Origin of the sequence: Asprobacillus argus, assembly GCF_032248395.1 — a bacterium.
Lineage (GTDB): Bacteria > Bacteroidota > Bacteroidia > Flavobacteriales > Flavobacteriaceae > Polaribacter > Polaribacter argus.
Genome location: NZ_JAVTTO010000002.1, coordinates 358329 through 378337, shown reverse-complemented (window position 1 = coordinate 378337; position 20009 = coordinate 358329). Strand labels below are relative to the sequence as shown.

Below are 20009 nucleotides of genomic sequence, written 5' to 3'. Positions count from 1 at the left end.
ATAATTCTTGAGGGTTATAGAATATGTACCTCAAGGGATTGTTTGTTGGAATGGAGTAGTTATTCAAATTTACTATTTAACATAATATAAATTATAATACAAATGTTTATTATTATTGATTATTACTAGTGGTTTCATTTGTAGTTATAATTCTATACTATGCTAAATACCCAAAGCCTGTATAAATTCTTAACGATATTTAAGAACTTGGGTCATGAAACTTTCAAATATTCGATTCTCGCGGATTAGAAACATTCTAACTCATTTGTACTATAATTTGCCGTTATGTAAAATTGCCGCTACCAATCGCTCGATTGTTTTGTAAAACAAAATGCTCAACGCATTTTCTTGTACACACAATTATCCAACGCTTGCCAACACCAAAAAAAAGCTAAACCTTTTGGTTAGTTATAATCACGTATTTGAAAATAGTTCTCGTTTCAAAAATTTCACGAGCTTCTCGCTAGATTCTCACAAGAGTATAAAATTTCTCTGCGAGCAAATTCTATACACTTGTTCACTTGAAAGTTATTATTGAACTGTACATGAGTTTCTTCTCTATCTTTTGTCTTGAAACAAAAGAAACAAAAATTCAAGACTGCATAATCTTTTGGAAACAATCACGGATTACTCGCTATGTTTTAAGAAGCTTTTATATTATGTTAAGTAACTTTTAGTTAAGGAGCTTAAAACACGAACGCTCATTGCTCCTATTGTTTTACCCAAAAGTTTATGATGTCGAAGTTTTTACATAGAACATATCATCATCAATTTCTTTAACAGATGAGTGTTTAAGGACATCATCTATATCTTCTACTTTACCTCCAGCTCTTAAAATAATTTGTTTTATAAAGTCTTTATTAATTGTTTCAATTTGTTCGACCAACATCTCATGCCTGATAAGCATTAAAAAAGTATTTGTTTTTTCGTTTTCCATACTCCTATTGTTTTTATGATATCAACTTATAATGTTGTTTTTTCTAAAATGAAAGGACGACTATACAGCCTTAAAATAGGCCACTCTAAAATATTTTCATAATTAAATTGAGCCATACAATCCTTTATCATTTGCTGTGTAGCAGACCCAAGTAAAAGATTACAACATAAAACAAAAGATGCTGAATCTTTATTCCTTCTTAAAACATCTTTTATATCGTTTATCGCTTCTTCAGAAAAAGACCTTCCTCTATGTCTGGCAATTTGATAAAAATTAACTTTAGCCACATCTTTATTCTCTCCTTCACTTAATTCATGATAATACCTTTCAGCTAGTTCTTTTATTGGTTCCCATTCTGTTTTACCTTCTATGCCCAAATGAATTAAATCTAGTAGTTCTTTATTATTTGAAGAGAATGTACCTATTCCATTTTCCAGTATTTTATTGGTTTCTCTTAATAAAATTCCATCAATTCTTTCTCCATTGCCGAACGACTTAGTTTTTAAGTTCAAACTATCTGAAAGTCCACTTTTCTTAAAACTATTTATATCTCTCTTTAATTGCTGACACCATTCAAAAAAATTATTTACTAACTCTGACTCCATATTCCATCGGTCGGCAAAATTTTCTCTCTCATCTTCAGGCCTTCCATAGTCAACAGGATTTGGAATTAACCATTTACCGTCTATATAATCTAATATGTCATCTCTATTTAAATAGCCATTTTGTATTAAGAATTCATTTCTATTAAGAGCATAATTTACAAACTCATCAATTATCTGAATTATATTACTTTCTCTATTATATACTTGTGTAGTAATGGTTGTAATGATTATTGATATCGGTTTAAAATCTCTATTAACAAAATGTACATCTCTATGCCTCTTCATTATTTGAATTGCTCTTTGTAAGGGAGTTCTAAATAACTGTTTAGGAACATCTTCTTTTCTTTCATATAATTCTCTATTGGCATTGAAAATAGTATCTCTTTGTGTTTCAATAAAGTTAGTTGAAAAAGTGTTTTTTGACTTAAACCACAAATAGTAGCCTTTAGGATTACTTGTAGACCAGCTATAAACATTATTTTCTTTATGTGTAATATCTATGTTATGTAATGTTCCTTCATCGGATTTTAAAGCTGGTAATATATCTATGTGAAATCCTGGTCTACTATTTTCAGTAGCGTATTCTATTGTCCAACACCTTTTACCTTCTTCGTCTAGCATTCTTTCATAATCATTACTCTCTTTTAATCTATCACCAATATCATTTTTTAGAACTTTCGAAGATTTAAACTCATCGTATTTTGTCAATTCACATACCTGGTCAATGTCGAAATTTCCATCTTTATCTTTATGATATGGTCTGACTACAGTTCCAAGCCTGAAAGAACCTTGAAGATAGACATCAGGTAAATAACCAGACCTATATATTCCATTATCTAACCAGTTTTTTACAGCACTAAAACGCTCTTGTGCTATTTTATAATCAGTAGGAGATATATCCAGATACTGCGCTACTTGTAATAATATTTGATTACTCATTAATTCTTTTTTTTATTAATAAAAATGTCTATTTAAAATATCGGTACGTTTATATTGATATTCAATGGCTGCTAATTCAGCAAAATTTGAGATTAACTTTTTATCATACTCGTCCATTTCCATTTGACTATCCTCTGTTAATTCAACATCTACTCTATCGTAGATAAAATTCTCATTTTCTCTTCTATCAATTCCTTTATGTAATAAGCTTATATAATTAGCTACTAATTGTGATTGGCTTTGCATGAATAATTCTATTAGTCTTTTCCTTTTATTCTTTCTCATCCAATAATACAAGCCCCAATTTTTTCTAGAATTAATGTCTGTAAAATTCTTATGACCTGTACCAATAGAAAAAATTTCCAAATTAGAAATATCAACTTCAAATGCTTTTATTGCTTCTAAAAAAGCTATTAGCGTAGGATTATTAGCCATTACACCTCCATCTACTTTATTAATAAACGATTTATTTATATCGTTTAAATCAACATATTTACTCGAATAAGGATTAAAATAAGTAGGTGCAGCAGCAGTTGCCATTGCAGCTTGATATGCGGGTATGTGAAAATCCCTGATAAATGCTTTATGGTAAGGTGTTTTCAAAACACTAGGATTACCTCTGACTAGGTCATAAATTGGAATACAAACATCAGTTTTACAGTCTTTAAGTCTAGGGTCAACACCGTTATTGTATTCCTTAAATTTGTTTCTTATTAGATTCTCTAAAAAATCACTCTCGTGTGAGGAAAAAAATAATTGCTTGAAGAAACTTTTTTTACTGCCAAAGATGCTTTTAGCATTATCTAGGTATAACTCATATATTTCCTTTGCAGGTATACCAAATGAAAGAGCTAAAGCAATTATCCCACCAGTTGATGTTCCAGTTAATAAATCAAAATGTTGGTATATTTTAGTCTTTCCATCTTTTCTTTTTTCCAGCTCAGATTCAATTAACATTAGTAAATATGCAGGAAAAATTCCTTTAATTCCTCCTCCATCAATAGACAAAATCTTGAACTTCTCTTTTTCTTTTTCCATGTGTAAATATTTGCAAGAATACGTCAAGAGTTATACCAATAAATATTTTTCAACAAGAATTGATTTTAATTGACATACTTTCAGTTTTTATATAATTGAATTGTCAATATGACATATTTTAATATGAAACAATATCAATTTGTCATTCCACACACATTGCAACTTCCCTCCTGTTCTACTATTTGATTTAAAGAACGTCGGCAACTCCAAAGAGTGTTCCATTAACTGTAGCAAGAAAAGCTTTTTAGAAAAGAAATTTTTGTGGAAACCCGTAATATTATTTCGCTTTTACCAAAGCAAAATAACATAACGCGAGAACATTATAGTACATTTATAGCAAATTACTGTATACGCAGTATTTTACATAATTACAGTTCTAGAGCTTTAGCTATATAACGCTAGTAATTATGTAAAAAGTAATTTGCGCCAATGCAAAATCCAGCTGTAGCTATAATGATACTATGTAAAATAGAGCTTCTAGTAAACTTGAATATTCTGTACAATGATCAAGAAATTATTTTTTAAACGATTCTCAGCGATTAGCATTTGTAGAAACAATTTCATCTTCTTATTCTATAGTACTATTTTGTTAATCTAATACTGCTGGTAATATATAATCAACGATCATTTTATCTGCATTTGCATGAGCCCCAGGTTTATTATATGCTGAAGATGTAATGACAATAACAAAAGGGATATCTTTAAAAATTAAAATTTTATTACCACCATTTCCTGTGGCAAAAGACACTTCATAATCTTTATCATTGACCGTATATACGCTATTCCAGAAAAGGTAACCGTAATAGCCATCTTTTATACCAGCATAGGCTTGCGATACTTGTTTGGCTAAGCTTTTTTCTACCCATGCTTTCGTGAGAATTTGCTTACCATTCCAAAGTCCGTTGTTTTTATATAATTGTCCATATTTTGCAAAATCGATAGCTCTTAGTTCTATACCACCACCTGTATATGCAATATTTTGAGGAGTGTAAAACCATTTATAATCAGTAATACCCAAGGGTGCAAATAATTTTTTATCGGCATAAGAAACCAATCCATCAGGAACAGATTTATGAATAATATCACCCAGCAAATTAGACCCAGCCGTAAAATAATTATAATCCTTGCCTATTATTTTGTCCTTATGCATCGGTAAATCTAAAGTGAATTTTACCCAGTCATCAGAAGATTGCATCTTATCTTCAGTTCCTGGACTTTCATAGTCTTGATCATCACCTAAAAAACCAGAACTCATGGTCAAAAGTGATTTCAGGGTTACAGCATCTTTTTTGGCACTATAATTTTGATAGGTTTTTAAATTATAAAAATCTTTTAGTAAAGCATTTTCGTCTTTTATGAGTTTTTCTTTAATGGCAATGCCCAGTATTGTAGAGGCAAATGATTTTCCTACAGATCGTGTATTATGTAAACTACCTCTTGATGCACCGTTAAAATATTCTTCTAGTAGGAGTTTACCATCTTTTATGACTACAATTCCGTTAATATCATTAAATCTACCTTCAGCTATTTTTCTATTTAACGCTTTAATTTTAGATTCATTAAAATGATCTTTAGAAACCTCCAGACCACTATTAATTTCTATTTTTTGAATGGCAACCAGACTTTCGTCAATAATTATTTTTGGAACTTCTACAGTAATATTTCCTTTTGCCAAAAGAGAGCCAACTTTTAATCCATTTTCCTTTAAATAAGGTCTTACTTCAATACTAAAAGTATGATTTCCTTCTGTAAATGCATCTTGCCCACCATTAACTTTCATAAATCGTTGCCACATATACCAACCCCAAAAATTTATTCGCTCAGGTGTTACTAATGGTATTACTTGTCTAAGCTTCTCTGTTTTGCGCGTTTTTGGTCCTGCTCCTGTGTTTAAGTTCTCTACATACATTGTTTTTCCATCTATTAAATAAGAAAATTGAAAATTTCCTTTGCTTAATAATTCTTCTTCGGATAGGCTTGGTGCTAATTCTTGAAGACTTTGTATTAATGGTTTATTTAAGGTGAAAACAATACTTAGATAGGCATCGTTATGTAGGTTGAATTTTTTCGAATAATTCTTTGATGTGATTTTAGCTTTTGTAAAGTCAGTTTTTGAAAAATACAAATTCTCCATTTCGTTTGAAGATGTATTATTTGATTTTGATTGACCACTATTTTTACATGATATTAATAGACATATAATAAGGATACATAAATAATTAGATTTCATAATTGTAATTTGATTTCTTGTAAAGAAAACTTTTTTTTGTCACCAAATGTAACTATTGTCGTTACAAGATGTCCTAAACTATAGTATCAGACTATTTTTTAATCTATGCATACGTAAAGATTACATTCTAGCTAAATGAAAGGATAAAAAATAGTAAACTTGTTTTTAAGTTAGATTAAAATACAACAATGTTAAAATTTTAAGTGGATGAGTATATCGCTATACGAGCTTTTTCTGGTATTGGTTATTGGTCAGTGCATTTTTTTGATCTTTGCCATTCAGTATATTCCTAAAAAGCATACAGGAGCAAACAGGATTATACAGTATTTATTGGTGATTTATAGCCTTTTTTTATTCGAAAGAGCTTTGGGTCATCAATTTGAAAGAGCTTTTTTGAGGCAATATGGTAATATCATTAATACTTTTTACCTTTTTATTGGACCTTTCGTTTATACGTATATTAGGCGGTTGCTTTTTTATAAAAATGGAAATTATCAGTTAGCATACTATCATTATTTGCCGGCACTATTGTATTTTTTATACTGCCTTTTTCATGTATATTTTTATAATTCCATAAAAGATCTTAGCAGCTATTTCAACACTTTATTGTTTTGGAATGACGTCATGTTTTTTGTCTTTATTTCTGCTTATTTATTCCAATCTAATAGACTGTTGAATTACTATAAGAAAAATGAAGAACAAGAGCTATCCTTTAATCAAACCATTATAAAGTATATAAAAGTTATGCTCATTTGTTTGTGGGTTTATATGATTTTTTGGTTGCTAGGCATTGTTGAACGCTTTGTTGTTAAATTGCCAGTCGATATTAGAATGATCTGGGATATATCATGTTTAATCTTTGGTATACAAATTTATATAGTCGGTTTTTATAATTTAAAACATCCCGAAATCTTTAAAATCCGTTTCCCTTCTAAGAATGAAAACATTCCTAAAAGAAAGAATAAACTTGATGATGCAGAAATAAGTAAGATTCAAAATCTAGTTAATACCTTTTTAGATGAAGAGAAAGGATATTGTCGACCAGAATTGAGTTTATCAATTCTAGCTAATGAAATTAATACGACAACCAATAAATTATCATGGGTTCTAAACAATGTCTATAAAAAAACTTTTTACGAACTGGTTAACGAATATAGAGTTCAGGATTTTTTACAAAAAATAAACAAAAATCAACATAAAGAGTTTACAGTGGTATCTATAGCGTTCGATGTCGGATTTAATTCTAAATCTACCTTTTACAAGGCGTTTAAAGAAATAACAAACTATACTCCTACAGAGTATATTAAAAAGGTTGAGGATTCGCAAAAACAATGAGTATAGCCCTATATTTTGCGATTGTGCAAAAGCGATTCGTAATGATTAGACTGAAGTAACTTATTGTTTCGGCCTAAGGTTTTCAATTACTTTCGCATCCACCCAGAAAATATCCACATTCTCATAGTTGTCTGAACCCATATTCCTGTTGAAGAACAGGTATTTTCCATCTGGTGTTACCCGGGCACCTGCTTCCCATGCACTTGTGTTTATCTTGTCTCCTAAGTTGATGGCAGCACCCCAAGAACCATCTTGCTGTTTAAAACTAATATAAATATCGGAATTACCATATCCGCTGGCTCTTCTGCCATCCCAAAGAATATAAGACTCATCAGGCGCAATAAAAGGATGGGCATTGAATTTACCTGTGTTGATCTCTTTACCAAATGCTTTTGGCTCTTCTCTTTTTCCATCCACCAAACGTGAATACCGAATAATCCCGTCACCATCTGGCATACCAGCCTCATCAAAAACATAGGTTCCTTTTGATGATACTGTAAGGCGCATAATCTGTATTTCCTGAAAAGAAGGACTTAACTTTTTTATCTCTGACCATTCTCCAGTCTCTGTACGTTCTTTATATCGTTTCCCTAAATGCATAATAGTACCATCTGGTGAGATAAAAGGTTGTCCTACCCTACCCGATATCACCGACTCGTGCCATTCATTATTTTTACGCTGAAAAAGAACAAACTCTTGTTTGAAATTTTCCTTATCGGTAGCAGCTTCTCTGATGAAATAAAACTCTTTTAAATCGGGTGTAAAAACACCACTTACCTCCCAGCCTTTTGTTGAAACCATCCCTGGAGCAAACACTTCAGGCAATAGCCCCGGAGGTTTTTGTCCGAGGTACGGGCTTTTAGTTGATACATCGCTGTCTTTTGATCTTTGTTTAGTCCTGCAGGCATTTAAAAATAATGCCAGTGCAAGTGTTGAAAATAAAAAGGAAATTTTCTTCATTATTTAGGTTTCTATACTGTTTGCTATTGTTTAATAAAAGCTGGTAAAATCTGCTCTGCGGTCATTCTCAGAGTACTAGGGTAGCGATTATTATGACCCGTAGTCACAATAACCAGATCAAGCTCTTCAATTAAAATGATAAACTGTCCTCCTCCTCCTTGTGCATTGGCGGTGAAGTAATTTTTGTTTTCATATTCCAGTTCTGCGTTCCACATTAAATAGCCATATCCTTCATTTGAGACATTTATAGCGCCTCCGAAGTAAATAGCATTCTCACCACTACTAACAACCTTGCTAGTTGCCCTAGCAATAAACGCCTCAGGAATTAGTTGTTCTCCCTTCCACGTCCCTTTGTTCAAGGCCATGATTCCAATTTTGATCATATCCCGTGATGTGATGCTTATCCTCCAGCCTGATTGCGGTAATCCACTAGGTGCTGTCGGCCAATCATAGTTCGTGATACCCATTTTGTCAAGGAATTCATTTTTTATAAAATCTTTAGCCGTCCCTGGTACAACAGCATCGATTACTTGCATCACTAATGCAGGTCCTGCACTATAACGAAACAATTTTGACTCTGGAGTAATAGGATCGCTATACTCAAAAAGTGCTTGAACTTCTCCCTGACCTTTTAATCTTTCTGGATTTTTTCGCATTTTTTCTCGATTCTCCTCGCTAACACGAATACCTGTGGTCATGGTCAATGCCTGATGTAGCGTTGTTTTCCCTACATTTTCAATAAATTTTGACGGATCCAGGTCTTTCAAAAAACTGGTCAAAGGTTTGTCCAAATCGGCCATAGTTAAATACCCTAGCTGAATTGCACGGCCCAGTAATAGACCTGTATACGTTTTTGTTGCTGAGGCTTGGGGATGTGCTAAATTGATGCGACCACGTGTATAATACGATTCAAAAAGAAGCCTTCCTTTATGAGCAATTAAAAAGCTATCGTAAATACCATACTGATTGCCTGCAATACGCCGAGCGAGAGTAAGAATCATCTCTTTATTTCCTCCATCGACGCCTAATTCTCCCACAGAGATACCATCTTTTCTATCCATAGGTGCTGCCTCGATATAGGCTTTTTTGAGTTTAGGAATATCCCTGAATGAGCCTTTAACTTCTACAGTAGTAGCCTCAGGTGCTTCGATATAATTTTGTTGAGTACGAATTTTTAACCATGCTGGACTTGTAGCGTTCGGTATAATTTTTCTTACTGAAGAGCCATCTTTGTTCATCCTATAAATACTTTTTTCTCCATTTCTAAGTGATGAAAAAATGATTTGAGAACCGTCTGGAGACCATGATGGATACCAATCATCAAAACTGTTATTTGTTAATCGTTTTTGATTAGAGCCATCGATGTTCATCACATAAATTTCATGATTTCCATCTCGGTTAGACATAAAAGCAATTTGCTTGCCATCTGGTGAAACTTCTGGGTGCCAGTCTTCAGCCTCATTATGGGTCAATTGAATCTGGTTACTGCCATCCATATTGGTGATGAAAATTTCACTCGGAGTAGGCTGTGAATGAAAAATAATTCTATCATCTGAAGTGAAATAGGGTCCTCCTCCTTCTAGACCCTCGATTTGTTTCTGATTTGTACCATCAGAATTCATAATCCAAATTTCATGCTGCCAATTATTATCCGTGTCTTTATAGGCTCTTGCAAAAACAATTTTTGTTCCATCAGGTGACCAAGCTGGTGAATTATCCCATTTGTATTTTTCATGCGTTAATCGTTTCCTATTAGAACCATCACTATTCATTGTATGAATAGACCATGTCTTTTTTTCATCATATTTATGATAAAAAGCAAACTGTTTTCCGTCTGGAGACCAAGCTAAGTATCCCCCCTTCTTGTTTGTACTTTTAATAGCTGATTTGCCGTCAGTATTTCTTTGATAAATTCCTACATCACCTGATTCGGTTGATGAAAAAGCAATTGTATAGGATGTTGACTCTTTACTACTTTGACAATACCCATTGATAGTTAGTAAAGTCAAAAAAAATGAGACGATTTTTATGTATTTCATATTCTTGTTTTTCATTTTTGTCAGTTTCAATGTGTTTTTTATCATACAAAAGATGTATTTTTCTATCATTAATTCAATCTAAATTTTGTCAACTGCTCTATACGCTAATAAACTGCTCTAAGAAGCCATTTAATAATGGTTAGTTTGTATCTGGAAACCTAACATACATGAAGTTAAGACCTTTGTATTATTTTCTACTCATTTGCCTCATGCAATTGATATCCTCTTGCTCCAAAGAGCCTGCTGTTTTTAAGAAGCACGAGACGGTATTCAAAATAGGTGATCAACAAGAATGGGCAAACAGCGATTTTAATGATCAGAACTGGCAAAGAAGGCTTTGGTTGGTTCCAGATGCTCAAGTTTTCTGGTCCAGAACTAATATTGAGCTTCTAAAATCTTCAGATTCATTGCGTCCGTATGGCATTTATTTACATGCATATGGTGAATATGAAGCTTTTTGGGATGGAGTTTTGATTGGGAAGAATGGAAACCCCGGACAAGAAGCAATACTAGGTCCTGAAGGCAAAACCTGGGTCTACTTTAGCATTCCAACAGGTCTGACGAAAAAAGGAGAACACCTATTAGCCATACGATCGAGTCTTCTTTATTTTCCAGATCATACACGAATCTTTGAACTGAAGATAGATTATTATGACGATTTATTGACCAACCGACTTATTGAGTCTTCCTATATGCATCTTTTTGCAGGAGCTTTCCTTATTGCTTTTTTCTACTTTTTGTTTCTATTTCTAAGTAACAAAAAGGAGTATACAACGCTTATTTTTAGTATTAGCTGTTTTCTATTTTTTGCCTTGATATTGGCGGAGTTCATGAAAGCCTATGCTCCTATCCATTACAGTATGCATGTAGTGCGTTTACAGATTATAGGCGCTTTAATGTTTGGTATTTCTTTTCTCATTCCGTTCTATTTTTCGATGCAATTTCCTTTCCCGAAACGAAAAGTACTACTGACTATTTACGCAGGTGTTTTACTGTACATTTTTCTATCTAGACATGTCTTCGAATTAACAGGTAATAATATGGCCTTAAGCATGTCGATATTTTCATTTGGAGTTGTGATATTTGGAGTTTATAAAAAAAGGAAAGGTGCTCGACTCGTACTATTAACACTCCTATTATCTATACCTATAAGTTATGCCGCTCCTTTTAATAAAAGTCTATTCGCAAGCTTTAGTCTTATTCTTTTGGGGATGTTTTATTTACTTTCGCTTAGGATAAAAGAACAACGATTGGCTTATGAAAACTCTTTAATCCAATCCACGCGCTTACGCCTAGAATTGCTCAAAAAAAATATTCAACCTCATTTTTTAATGAACACCTTAACTTCATTAATAGATTGGGTAGAAGAAACTCCCAAAAAAGGTGTTTTGTTTATAGAAGCCTTAGCCAAAGAATTTGACCTTTTTAATCAGATAGAAAATAAAACATTGATCTCAATTGCTCAAGAAATAGCACTTTGTCGTGCACATCTTGAGATTATGGAATATCGAAAAGAAATAAACTATTCATGGCAAGAAGAAGGCATAGATCCTGAACAGAAAGTACCTCCTGGAATTTTTCATACCTTATTAGAAAATGGAATTACTCATAGCTTGCCTCTGGAAGATAACGGCATTCGATTTAAGCTAGTTTATGAATCGAATAGTGCTTATAGATGTTATACTTTTTTAACCTTTGCTGCTCCTGTAAGACAAGAAAGTAATGATGAAAAAGAAGGTACGGGAATTAAATATATAAAAGCACGACTCACAGAAAGTTATCAAAAGCAATGGGAGTTTACCTCAGAACCCGTAAGTCACGGTTGGAAAAACACTATAAAAATATATTCATAGGAAAATGAACATTTTAATCGTAGAAGATGAATCTAGAATCGCCAAAAGAATCGAGCGGATGCTCCGTGATATTTTTGGAAATTCCTTACAGTCACTTAAGCACATTAATACACTTCATGAGGCGTTGAGATATATTGAATGCAATTCATTAGACATTGTTTTTCTAGATTTAAACCTTAACGGAGAAAGCGGTTTTGACTTACTTAAAACAGCAGTTTCTGAATCTTTCCACACTGTAGTTATTTCAGCTTACAAAGATCAGGCAATCACTGCCTTTGAATATGGAGTTTTAGATTTTGTCCCTAAGCCTTTTAATAGAGATCGATTGAAGCAAGCTATTAATAGAACAGTCACAAAAGAAAAAGAAGTAACTCCTCAAATCAAATTTTTAGCTGTAAAAAAGAGACAAAAGATCCAATTAATACCCATCGAAGATGTTCTTTATATAAAAGGAGCTGGTACCTATACTGAGCTTTTTCTTGCAGATGGCAAAAAGGAGTTACATGATAAATCTCTAGAAAAATTAGAACATTTACTGTCATTCTCTTTTGAACGTATCCACAAATCATATCTAGTGAAGATGTCGGAAGTATCCAAGATTATAGTAGCGTCAGGCAGCAAATATATGGCAGAACTAAAAAATGGAGAATTAATACCTATTGGCAGAACAAGGTATAAAGACATCAAAGCGAAGTGGTTTTAACACAAGTTTAGGTAAGTAATACTATCACTTTTCCAAAAACAGAACAGCTTCATAGTACTAATTATTTTTGCGAACCATTACGAATATTATCTCATTCATAACCTATTGCAATTGATTTAGCCTGCTTTAACGACCATTTTGTCCACTTGGTAATTACTACTTAGAACATATATAGTTATATATGTTAATTTGGCCCTTAAAACAAAACGATGAAAACTATTATTCATATAACTTTTCTATTATTTTCAGCAGTGTTAATTGGACAAACCAAAACCATATTCAGAACCGTTTGTAATGGTACCCAAAAAGAATTGGACTCGCTACTTATAAAACAAAGCGTTCATGTACAGAGCAAGAATAAATCCAATTTACTGCACTTTGCCACCTATTGTAACAAGGAAGGTATATTTAATTTCCTTCTTAAAAAGAACGTAGACATTAACGCTATAAATAACTATGGAGATACACCACTCATGTACGCAGTACTGAGAAGAAATATAGCCATGACAAAGTCCCTCATTGCAAAAGGTGCTAAAGTAAATACAGTTAACAAAGATAGTCTGACACCATTATATAATGCCGTACAATCAGATAATAAAGAGCTCATAGATCTTCTAATAAAGGCCAAGGCCGATGTAAATCTTGGAACCACCCTACTTCATAAAGCAGTGCTCAACAATAGTTTATATGCCTTAAAAAAGATCATAAGTAAAAAAACCGACATTGATCCTGTAAATGATTATGGAAATACGCCATTGGCACTTGCTATTCGAGAAAATAACCCAGAAATTGCAGAATATCTTATCACAAAAGGAGCGGATCTAAAAAAGGTTCCTAAATACACATTTAAGGGTAATTATTTAGGCCAAAAAAGACCAGATAGTATCCCATTGATATTTGCGAAAAGCTTTGTTTCTACAGAAAATTTTGTACATAGTCCTACTTTTTCGTCAGATGGAACTGAACTATACTATACGGTTGAATCCTGGCGCTATCACGGAGGCACCATATTTGTAACCAAACAACAGAATGGCGTTTGGACTACGCCAAAACCGGTAGAAATTGATGGAGATTACCGAGAAATTGACCCTTTCTTATCGCCGGATAACAATACCCTTTATTATTGTACAGATAGACCGTTAACTAAGAGCGATTCTACTCGTAATAATTGCGATATGTGGATGTTAAAAAGAAAGGCGAGTACATGGGGTAAGCCCATACACCTTGGCACGTCTATTAACAATTCCGAACACCATGATTGGTTTCCAACACTCTCTAATGATGGAACTTTATTTTATTCAACAGGACCCAATCGCACAAGTAACATTGTTCTTTCACAAAGTAAAAATGGCACATATCAAAAACCCATAGATTTAGGTCCAAATGTAAATTCGGAAAGCAGAGACTATGATCCTGCCATTGCTCCTGATAAAAGCTTTCTTATTTTTTCTTCAAATAGACCTGGTGGATTTGGCTCTGTAGATCTGTACATCAGTTTTAAAGACAAAAATGGTCATTGGACAAAAGCCCAAAATATGGGGCCACTAATCAATACAAAAACTATTGAATTTGCACCTCGATTATCACCAGATGGAGCCTATTTATTCTTTAATCGCGAAGGGAGTATCTTTTGGGTATCCATCAAAGATATTCAGAAACTAAAACACTAAAATAAATTGTTTAAATTACCGAGTGAAACTCTTGTTTTGTGAATAAAAAGACGAACTACATTTGGCTTATAGTAATTTCAGCAATTATTATTACCCTATTGGCCAATGTTGGGCTGTTCAATCACTTTCATAAACTGTATACGATAAAAGACCCAACACCGGCTAATCAAGAAGAGTATTACTATCTGATTCGTATTGGTTTTGTGGGTGTAGCAACGGAATTATTAATGCTGGTCATTTTTGCCTTCTTTAACTATTCCTGGAAAGAAAAGTTGTTTCATAAAAATAATATTCCTCTAATTGTATTGAGCAACTTGTTACTCGTATTCGCTTTTATTGGAATGGACATGTATATTTTTAAATATGTTACAAAAACACATCCCGATCTGGTGCTCTCCTGGCGCTACTTAAAAGATTATCTTATAAATCATTCGCTGGTATTGACCATTGCCATAGTGGCGCCCTATATGCTATTACGTATGGAGAAGGCAAGAGAAATGGAAATGAATTTAATTAAGATTAAAGAAGAAAAGTCCATTGCCGAATTATCTGCTTTAAAGGAACAAATTAGCCCGCATTTTTTCTTTAATACACTGAGTACCTTAAGTTCAATCGTTAGAAATGACACGAAAACTGCTAGTCTGGAATTTATTGATGATATTTCTAAAACATATCGATATTCATTATCTTCTCGTAAAAATGATCTGGTAAGGCTCAAAGAGGAACTAGATTTTATAGAAGCCTACAGGGATGTGCTACAAAAACGTTTTGGCAAAAAGTTAAAAATTGCCATTAACGTTTCTGAGAGTATTCTTCTCAGCCATATTCCTCCAATGTCTTTACAATTGCTAATCGAGAATGCCATACAACATAATATTATAACGTCAAAAAAACCACTCAGCATAAGCATATCTAACTCAGAAGATTCTATTACGGTAAAAAATAATTTAGAAGAAAGAGATAATGTTGAAAGTTTTGGAATTGGTCTTATGAATTTAAACAATCGCTATAAATTGATTGCGAATACAGAAATTCATATTGAAAAAACGACAAGCGAGTTTATTGTAAAACTTCCAGTACTTATATGAACATTGTAATTATTGAAGACGAAACAAGTGTAGCTCAAAACCTAAGTGATCTGCTATATGAAATAAACCCCGAGATACGTATTTTGGTGGTCTTAGAAACCGTTAAGGCTAGTATTAAATGGTTTGAGCAAAACCAGGCACCAGATATCGCACTATTCGACATTAAGATCGCAGATGGCAGCTCGTTTGAAATACTTGAAAAAGTACCTCTTAATTTTCCTATTATTTTCACCACTGCTTATGATGAATATGCATTAAAGGCATTTAAATATAATAGTATTGATTACTTACTAAAACCTATTAATAAATCTGATTTAGAGAAAGCTATTTCTAAATTCAAAAATTTATACACGAGAGATAAAGCAATCCTGCATAATAATAGTAAGCTTTTAAAAGCTATAACTGAGATTAATTGCTCTGATCAAATAAAGAAATATAAAAAATCGTTTTTGGTAAACTATAGGGATCAATTAATTCCTTTGGAAACATCTGAAATTGCATATTTCTACTTAGAGAACCATATAACCTATTGTGTTACTCTTTATCATAAAATGTATCAAGTATCGAGCTCATTAGAAAAAATTCAAAGTCAATTAGATCCTTCATTTTTCTTTAGAGTTAATAGACAGTTTATAGTATCTAAGCCCGCCATAAAGTCCGTTCAAGTGTGCACCAATAGAAAATTAAAATTGGCTGTTATTCCAGAGCACAGTTCAAACATTACCATCAGTAAATTAAAAGGGTCCACTTTTAAAAAGTGGATGAAACTTTAATCATTCAATTGTTAGAAAAAGAGCCTACACCCTTCTTTAATATTTGAGACTTTGTTAAGCAGTTTTATTTAGATGTACAATGATTCTTTATATTACTCTAGCAATTTTGGCGCTGATTAGATTCGGAGTAACAACGATCATTCTAATAACTCCATAATCGAAGTCCTGTAAACCCGATATCCCATAAGTAGATGGATAAGGTTATCGCTGAAATTGACGTGATCATATAAAGGTATGGCCTGTACATTCTCAAACAAAAAAGGAAAATTAACGCTTAATTTATCGGATGTCTTTGATACACTAGAGGAAAGAACGATGCTGTTAAACGACAGATTACAAACAAGCGCGCGCCAAAAACTGAATTCATAACGTATATACCTTGCGTTTCGTTATACTTTTTGATTCTTACTTCTTTTTTTTAGAAAGAAAAGCCTTGGCTTTTTTAACAAATTCGTCCTTGGTTTCTCCTTCATGCGCGCCATGAGATACATTGGGTAAAATCCAAAGATCTGAATCTTTTAGATTTTTTCGTGCTCTCGCTACTTCTTCTATAGCGATACCATCATCATTGTCCCCCACCATGATCAATACTTCGGGTTGTATACTTTGTAGTTCTTCATTGCTCACGTGTACCGTATAATGCTTAAACTGCTCCATTAATGCCTTGATCTTTTTGTCGGTTTTATGATACTTCTTCAACCAAGAAAAGTTGTCTTTTTTCTCAAAAGTAAAAGCTTCTTGATATTTCTTAAAGTTGTTGACATCCCAACTTCCTACAGCACCAATGGTGATCATAGACTCGATCAGTGTTGGATTCAACAATGCTAGTTGATATAGAATATCACCTCCAAAACTAAATCCGACTGCTTTGATCTTATCTAATTGTAAATACTGGATCAATGCATTCAGGTCTTTTGCCACTTCTTTTATGGATAGCTTTTTTGAAAAGGCGTCGGACTTTCCATGACCATTCAGATCTACCAAATACACTTCGTACTCCTCATAAAAATCTTTTACATATGGTTTCCAGGCCTGAGCAGATAAGGTATAACCATGCAGAAAGAATAACGGTTTCCCTTTTCCATGCTTTTCGTAGTAGATTTTCTTTCCGTTAATCGTTACTAATTCTGATTTCTCTGATATTTGTGCAAGCAAAACACTTGAAAGCATGCATAGCAGTAGCGTCACTATTTTTTTATTCATAAGTTGAATTCTTTCTTTCTAGTTTTTAGTAAAAAATGAATACCAAGCCATAATCCAGTGAGGCTTAAGATACTACCTCCAATACCTATCTGATAATTGATATGGTATTCACTCAATGGTTTCATACTGACATTAACGATCGCTAATAATAACCGAACCAATGCCCAAATGATCAGCAATATAGACCAAATTTTCATAGTAACTCTAAAACTTTTAACCGCTTTTTTACGAACTGCATAAACCAGCAGTATAGTAAAAAAAGTGCTCAGCAATAATGGTAAATAGCTACCAATTAAGGCATACTGAATGCCTTTTCGTACAAAGAATAACAGGCTTACGATCAAAGGAATTAATAGTTTTTTGTGTAGTGGTATTTCTGTATGCATCATTTAGTAGTTACTAGTTCTTGGAGTACTTTATAGGCCAGTTGTGTCGTAGATTGTAAATAATCAAAATTCACAATGTCATAGGTGTCTTCGGGAGTATCTTTCTTTCCTGAGTTGTCGCGCTTGGCATAGGCCTGGCTCACGCCTACTGCGTCAAATCCTTTTTTGATAAAGGCATAATGATCCGTTGAGGTGATTTGAGTGGTATATATTGGAATTCCTAATTGCTGTGCATGCTTTGCATAGATCTTTTCTAAAAATGGAGCGGGCATCTCCAGTTCTACCTCTTTATTATGATCTCCATCCCAGCCCACCATATCAAAGGTATGCACAGAATGCACGTTATAGTCCTTTCTCAATAGCAATCGAGCAAATGCAGAACTCCCGATCAGTTCTTCTTCTTCCTGGTCAAAGAATACTAATATCACATGCTTATTCCGATGTTTCATTTTTGACAATTCTCTGGTAACTGTATAGATCAAGGTCATTCCAGTAGCATTATCAATGGCTCCCGGAACGTTTCTGTTTCCGGTATCGTAATGTGCCCCCAACACAATATATTCGTCACTTTCTACAGTTGCGGGAAGAACGGTATAAATGTTTACACCCTTGTAAGGTTCAAAGACCAAGTCTACACCTGGATTTAGATTAGGCATGTTATAATGCTGATTCTCGGGTATTAAAGTTAACTGTGAAATAATATTGTTTAAATACTTGCAAGTCAATATCTTATCCTCTTTAGACCATCGACTTGCTATTCGATGACCTTGCGGAAATTCTATAGCTCCGGACAAGTGCCCTACCATACTTTTTTGAAGCGATCGTACGCCTTTTGGTAATTCTGTAACTGCTAAGGGTTCAACACAACTGATGCAAATGGTAAACAACAAAAGCACGTAATATTTTATTTTTTGTATTTCCATTGTGCCCAGGTTTTTAAAGTGTTTTGCAATACACGTTTTCCTTCATCTCCATTGGTCATCATAATCATACCGCTCTTTGTTTTAAAATCGATAAAGAAGGCAGATTGCCAACCGGTATTGGAACCAGCATGCCCAATAAATTTCAATCCTCCAAACTTCAGGATACTAAACCCAAGCCCATAATGTCCTTGCGAGACAGCGGTTGGCTGGATCATTTCCTGAATCGTAGCTTCCGACAGAACCTTATGACCATTCAATAGTTCATTCGCAAAGAGAATAAAATCGTCCAATGTGGTATGCAGTCCCGCAGCTCCTTGTGCTGTAAAGAACTCAAAAGGTAATCGTTTTGCCTCTGCATCGTATGGAATGGCGGAATTTTTTAGTATTTTCTGATTGATCTTAAACGAGGTATTTTGCATGCCTAAGGGTTTGAAAATAGTCTTCTTCGCATATTTGTGAAATGGCATCTTAGTTACTTCTTCAACAACTAACTGTAGTAACGTATATCCACCTCCTGAATATCTAAATTTGGTATTGGGCTCTATAATGATCTTCACGGGCTCATTGGCACGTACCGGACCATTTTCACCATTCAATGAAGCTTCTAGGCTAGGAAGGGTGCGCTTCACCTTAAACCCTGGATAACCATGTACCGAGATTCCGCCTGTATGATTTAGCAACCTTCTGATTGTTACTTTGTTCTTGTCGAATTGAGAATTGGGTAACTTCCATCGGGTAAGATAATGCTCTACAGGAGTGTCCAAGGCTATTTTCCCCTCTTCTACTAATTTCATAATCGCTACGGCTGTAAACAGTTTAGAGACAGAACCAATATTAAAACCGGTTTGACCCGTAACTTTTTTATGAGTCCCTACATTAGCCCATCCATACCCCTGTTGAAATATGGCTTCGCCATTATTAAAAACGGCCACGGCCATCCCTGGTACGTTTTTCTGTTTCATAAACTTAGGCACCTTGGTATCTAGTGTTTTGATCAGACTGGTATGGTCATTATCTTGACCGCATAATGTGCTAGTCCATAATAGAAGTAAACTGTATATCCATAATTTTCTCATGATAGTATGTGTTTTTTGCCAAACCTAGCATATATCGATCCCTCTAGAAAATTATCTTGACGAACAGGCCTAAAACCTACATGACTATAGTTATATAGAGGATAACTACTGTTTATCCCTCAAAAGTTGTGTTTATCAATAATCTGAGGGTGTTCGTCAAAAAAAACTGAGTAGTAACGCATATTTACTATTTTTGAGTCATGCTTAGGTTTATACGAACATATGGGGTCCATTTGATAGTGTCTGTTTCC

At 33.7% G+C, this 20009-nt stretch carries 16 protein-coding genes; 6 read left to right on the top strand and 10 right to left on the bottom strand.

Annotated elements, in window-relative coordinates; all coding sequences use genetic code 11:
* Nucleotides 1-730: 730 nt before the first annotated feature.
* The 4 genes from RQM59_RS05410 to RQM59_RS05395 all read right to left on the bottom strand — a co-directional run bounded on the left by RQM59_RS05410 (nt 731) and on the right by RQM59_RS05395 (nt 5749).
* Nucleotides 731-937: a hypothetical protein gene (locus RQM59_RS05410; RefSeq protein WP_349241063.1), complete on the bottom strand. Its 207-nt coding sequence runs from the start codon at nt 935-937 to the stop codon at nt 731-733.
* Between the two features lie 26 nt (nt 938-963).
* Complete coding sequence (locus RQM59_RS05405; RefSeq protein WP_349241062.1) at nt 964-2481, bottom strand: nucleotidyltransferase domain-containing protein; 1518 nt, start codon at nt 2479-2481, stop codon at nt 964-966.
* A 15-nt stretch (nt 2482-2496) separates the two neighbouring features.
* The gene (locus RQM59_RS05400) at nt 2497-3519 is read right to left on the bottom strand and encodes a CBASS cGAMP-activated phospholipase (protein WP_349241061.1); all 1023 of its coding nucleotides are present in this window, start codon (nt 3517-3519) and stop codon (nt 2497-2499) included.
* Nucleotides 3520-4108: 589 nt separating this feature from the next.
* Nucleotides 4109-5749, bottom strand: coding sequence for a serine hydrolase domain-containing protein (locus RQM59_RS05395; protein ID WP_349241060.1), 1641 nt, complete (start codon nt 5747-5749; stop codon nt 4109-4111).
* 207 nt (nt 5750-5956) lie between these two features.
* Here RQM59_RS05395 and RQM59_RS05390 point away from each other — a divergent pair, with 207 nt between their 5' ends.
* On the top strand, nt 5957-7084 hold the full coding sequence (locus RQM59_RS05390; RefSeq protein ID WP_349241059.1) for a helix-turn-helix domain-containing protein: 1128 nt from the start codon (nt 5957-5959) through the stop codon (nt 7082-7084).
* 60 nt (nt 7085-7144) lie between these two features.
* Here RQM59_RS05390 and RQM59_RS05385 read toward each other — a convergent pair whose 3' ends face one another.
* The gene (locus RQM59_RS05385) at nt 7145-8044 is read right to left on the bottom strand and encodes a TolB-like translocation protein (protein WP_349241058.1); all 900 of its coding nucleotides are present in this window, start codon (nt 8042-8044) and stop codon (nt 7145-7147) included.
* Nucleotides 8045-8067: 23 nt separating this feature from the next.
* Complete coding sequence (locus tag RQM59_RS05380; protein WP_489752641.1) at nt 8068-10083, bottom strand: DUF5050 domain-containing protein; 2016 nt, start codon at nt 10081-10083, stop codon at nt 8068-8070.
* 209 nt (nt 10084-10292) lie between these two features.
* On the opposite strand from RQM59_RS05380, the gene RQM59_RS05375 reads away from it, so the two are divergent.
* The 5 genes from RQM59_RS05375 (at nt 10293) to RQM59_RS05355 (ending at nt 16170) form a co-directional block, all read left to right on the top strand.
* Nucleotides 10293-11936 (top strand): histidine kinase, encoded by a 1644-nt coding sequence (locus tag RQM59_RS05375; RefSeq protein ID WP_349241056.1) that lies wholly within the window; start codon nt 10293-10295, stop codon nt 11934-11936.
* Nucleotides 11937-11940: 4 nt separating this feature from the next.
* On the top strand, nt 11941-12639 hold the full coding sequence (locus tag RQM59_RS05370) for a LytR/AlgR family response regulator transcription factor (RefSeq protein ID WP_349241055.1): 699 nt from the start codon (nt 11941-11943) through the stop codon (nt 12637-12639).
* Between the two features lie 209 nt (nt 12640-12848).
* A complete protein-coding gene (locus RQM59_RS05365) occupies nt 12849-14309 on the top strand; it encodes an ankyrin repeat domain-containing protein (RefSeq protein ID WP_349241054.1) in 1461 nt (486 codons plus the stop codon).
* A 38-nt stretch (nt 14310-14347) separates the two neighbouring features.
* Nucleotides 14348-15397, top strand: a complete 1050-nt coding sequence (locus RQM59_RS05360) for a sensor histidine kinase (RefSeq protein ID WP_349241053.1) — start codon at nt 14348-14350, stop codon at nt 15395-15397.
* Nucleotides 15394-16170 (top strand): LytR/AlgR family response regulator transcription factor, encoded by a 777-nt coding sequence (locus RQM59_RS05355; RefSeq protein WP_349241052.1) that lies wholly within the window; start codon nt 15394-15396, stop codon nt 16168-16170. The genes RQM59_RS05360 and RQM59_RS05355 overlap by 4 nt, the downstream gene beginning before the upstream one ends.
* A gap of 405 nt (nt 16171-16575) precedes the next feature.
* On the opposite strand, the gene RQM59_RS05350 is transcribed toward RQM59_RS05355, so the two are convergent.
* The 4 genes from RQM59_RS05350 to RQM59_RS05335 are packed head-to-tail and all read right to left on the bottom strand — an operon-like array spanning nt 16576 to nt 19758.
* The gene (locus RQM59_RS05350; protein WP_349241051.1) at nt 16576-17373 is read right to left on the bottom strand and encodes an alpha/beta fold hydrolase; all 798 of its coding nucleotides are present in this window, start codon (nt 17371-17373) and stop codon (nt 16576-16578) included.
* Nucleotides 17370-17762 (bottom strand): hypothetical protein, encoded by a 393-nt coding sequence (locus RQM59_RS05345; RefSeq protein WP_349241050.1) that lies wholly within the window; start codon nt 17760-17762, stop codon nt 17370-17372. The genes RQM59_RS05350 and RQM59_RS05345 overlap by 4 nt, the downstream gene beginning before the upstream one ends.
* The gene (locus tag RQM59_RS05340) at nt 17759-18682 is read right to left on the bottom strand and encodes a M28 family metallopeptidase (protein ID WP_349241049.1); all 924 of its coding nucleotides are present in this window, start codon (nt 18680-18682) and stop codon (nt 17759-17761) included. The genes RQM59_RS05345 and RQM59_RS05340 overlap by 4 nt, the downstream gene beginning before the upstream one ends.
* A complete protein-coding gene (locus tag RQM59_RS05335; RefSeq protein ID WP_349241048.1) occupies nt 18664-19758 on the bottom strand; it encodes a serine hydrolase domain-containing protein in 1095 nt (364 codons plus the stop codon). The genes RQM59_RS05340 and RQM59_RS05335 overlap by 19 nt, the downstream gene beginning before the upstream one ends.
* Between the last annotated feature and the right edge of the window lie 251 nt (nt 19759-20009).

Bases quoted from the DNA above. Each gene is read 5' to 3' on its own strand.
- RQM59_RS05400 (WP_349241061.1), bottom strand. From the start codon at position 3,519: ATGGAAAAAGAAAAAGAGAAGTTCAAGATTTTGTCTATTGATGGAGGA.
- RQM59_RS05410 (WP_349241063.1), bottom strand. From the start codon at position 937: ATGGAAAACGAAAAAACAAATACTTTTTTAATGCTTATCAGGCATGAG.
- RQM59_RS05335 (WP_349241048.1), bottom strand. From the start codon at position 19,758: ATGAGAAAATTATGGATATACAGTTTACTTCTATTATGGACTAGCACA.
- RQM59_RS05395 (WP_349241060.1), bottom strand. From the start codon at position 5,749: ATGAAATCTAATTATTTATGTATCCTTATTATATGTCTATTAATATCA.
- RQM59_RS05380 (WP_489752641.1), bottom strand. From the start codon at position 10,083: ATGAAATACATAAAAATCGTCTCATTTTTTTTGACTTTACTAACTATC.
- RQM59_RS05345 (WP_349241050.1), bottom strand. From the start codon at position 17,762: ATGATGCATACAGAAATACCACTACACAAAAAACTATTAATTCCTTTG.
- RQM59_RS05370 (WP_349241055.1), top strand. From the start codon at position 11,941: ATGAACATTTTAATCGTAGAAGATGAATCTAGAATCGCCAAAAGAATC.
- RQM59_RS05340 (WP_349241049.1), bottom strand. From the start codon at position 18,682: ATGGAAATACAAAAAATAAAATATTACGTGCTTTTGTTGTTTACCATT.
- RQM59_RS05390 (WP_349241059.1), top strand. From the start codon at position 5,957: ATGAGTATATCGCTATACGAGCTTTTTCTGGTATTGGTTATTGGTCAG.
- RQM59_RS05385 (WP_349241058.1), bottom strand. From the start codon at position 8,044: ATGAAGAAAATTTCCTTTTTATTTTCAACACTTGCACTGGCATTATTT.
- RQM59_RS05350 (WP_349241051.1), bottom strand. From the start codon at position 17,373: ATGAATAAAAAAATAGTGACGCTACTGCTATGCATGCTTTCAAGTGTT.
- RQM59_RS05405 (WP_349241062.1), bottom strand. From the start codon at position 2,481: ATGAGTAATCAAATATTATTACAAGTAGCGCAGTATCTGGATATATCT.
- RQM59_RS05365 (WP_349241054.1), top strand. From the start codon at position 12,849: ATGAAAACTATTATTCATATAACTTTTCTATTATTTTCAGCAGTGTTA.
- RQM59_RS05355 (WP_349241052.1), top strand. From the start codon at position 15,394: ATGAACATTGTAATTATTGAAGACGAAACAAGTGTAGCTCAAAACCTA.
- RQM59_RS05375 (WP_349241056.1), top strand. From the start codon at position 10,293: ATGCAATTGATATCCTCTTGCTCCAAAGAGCCTGCTGTTTTTAAGAAG.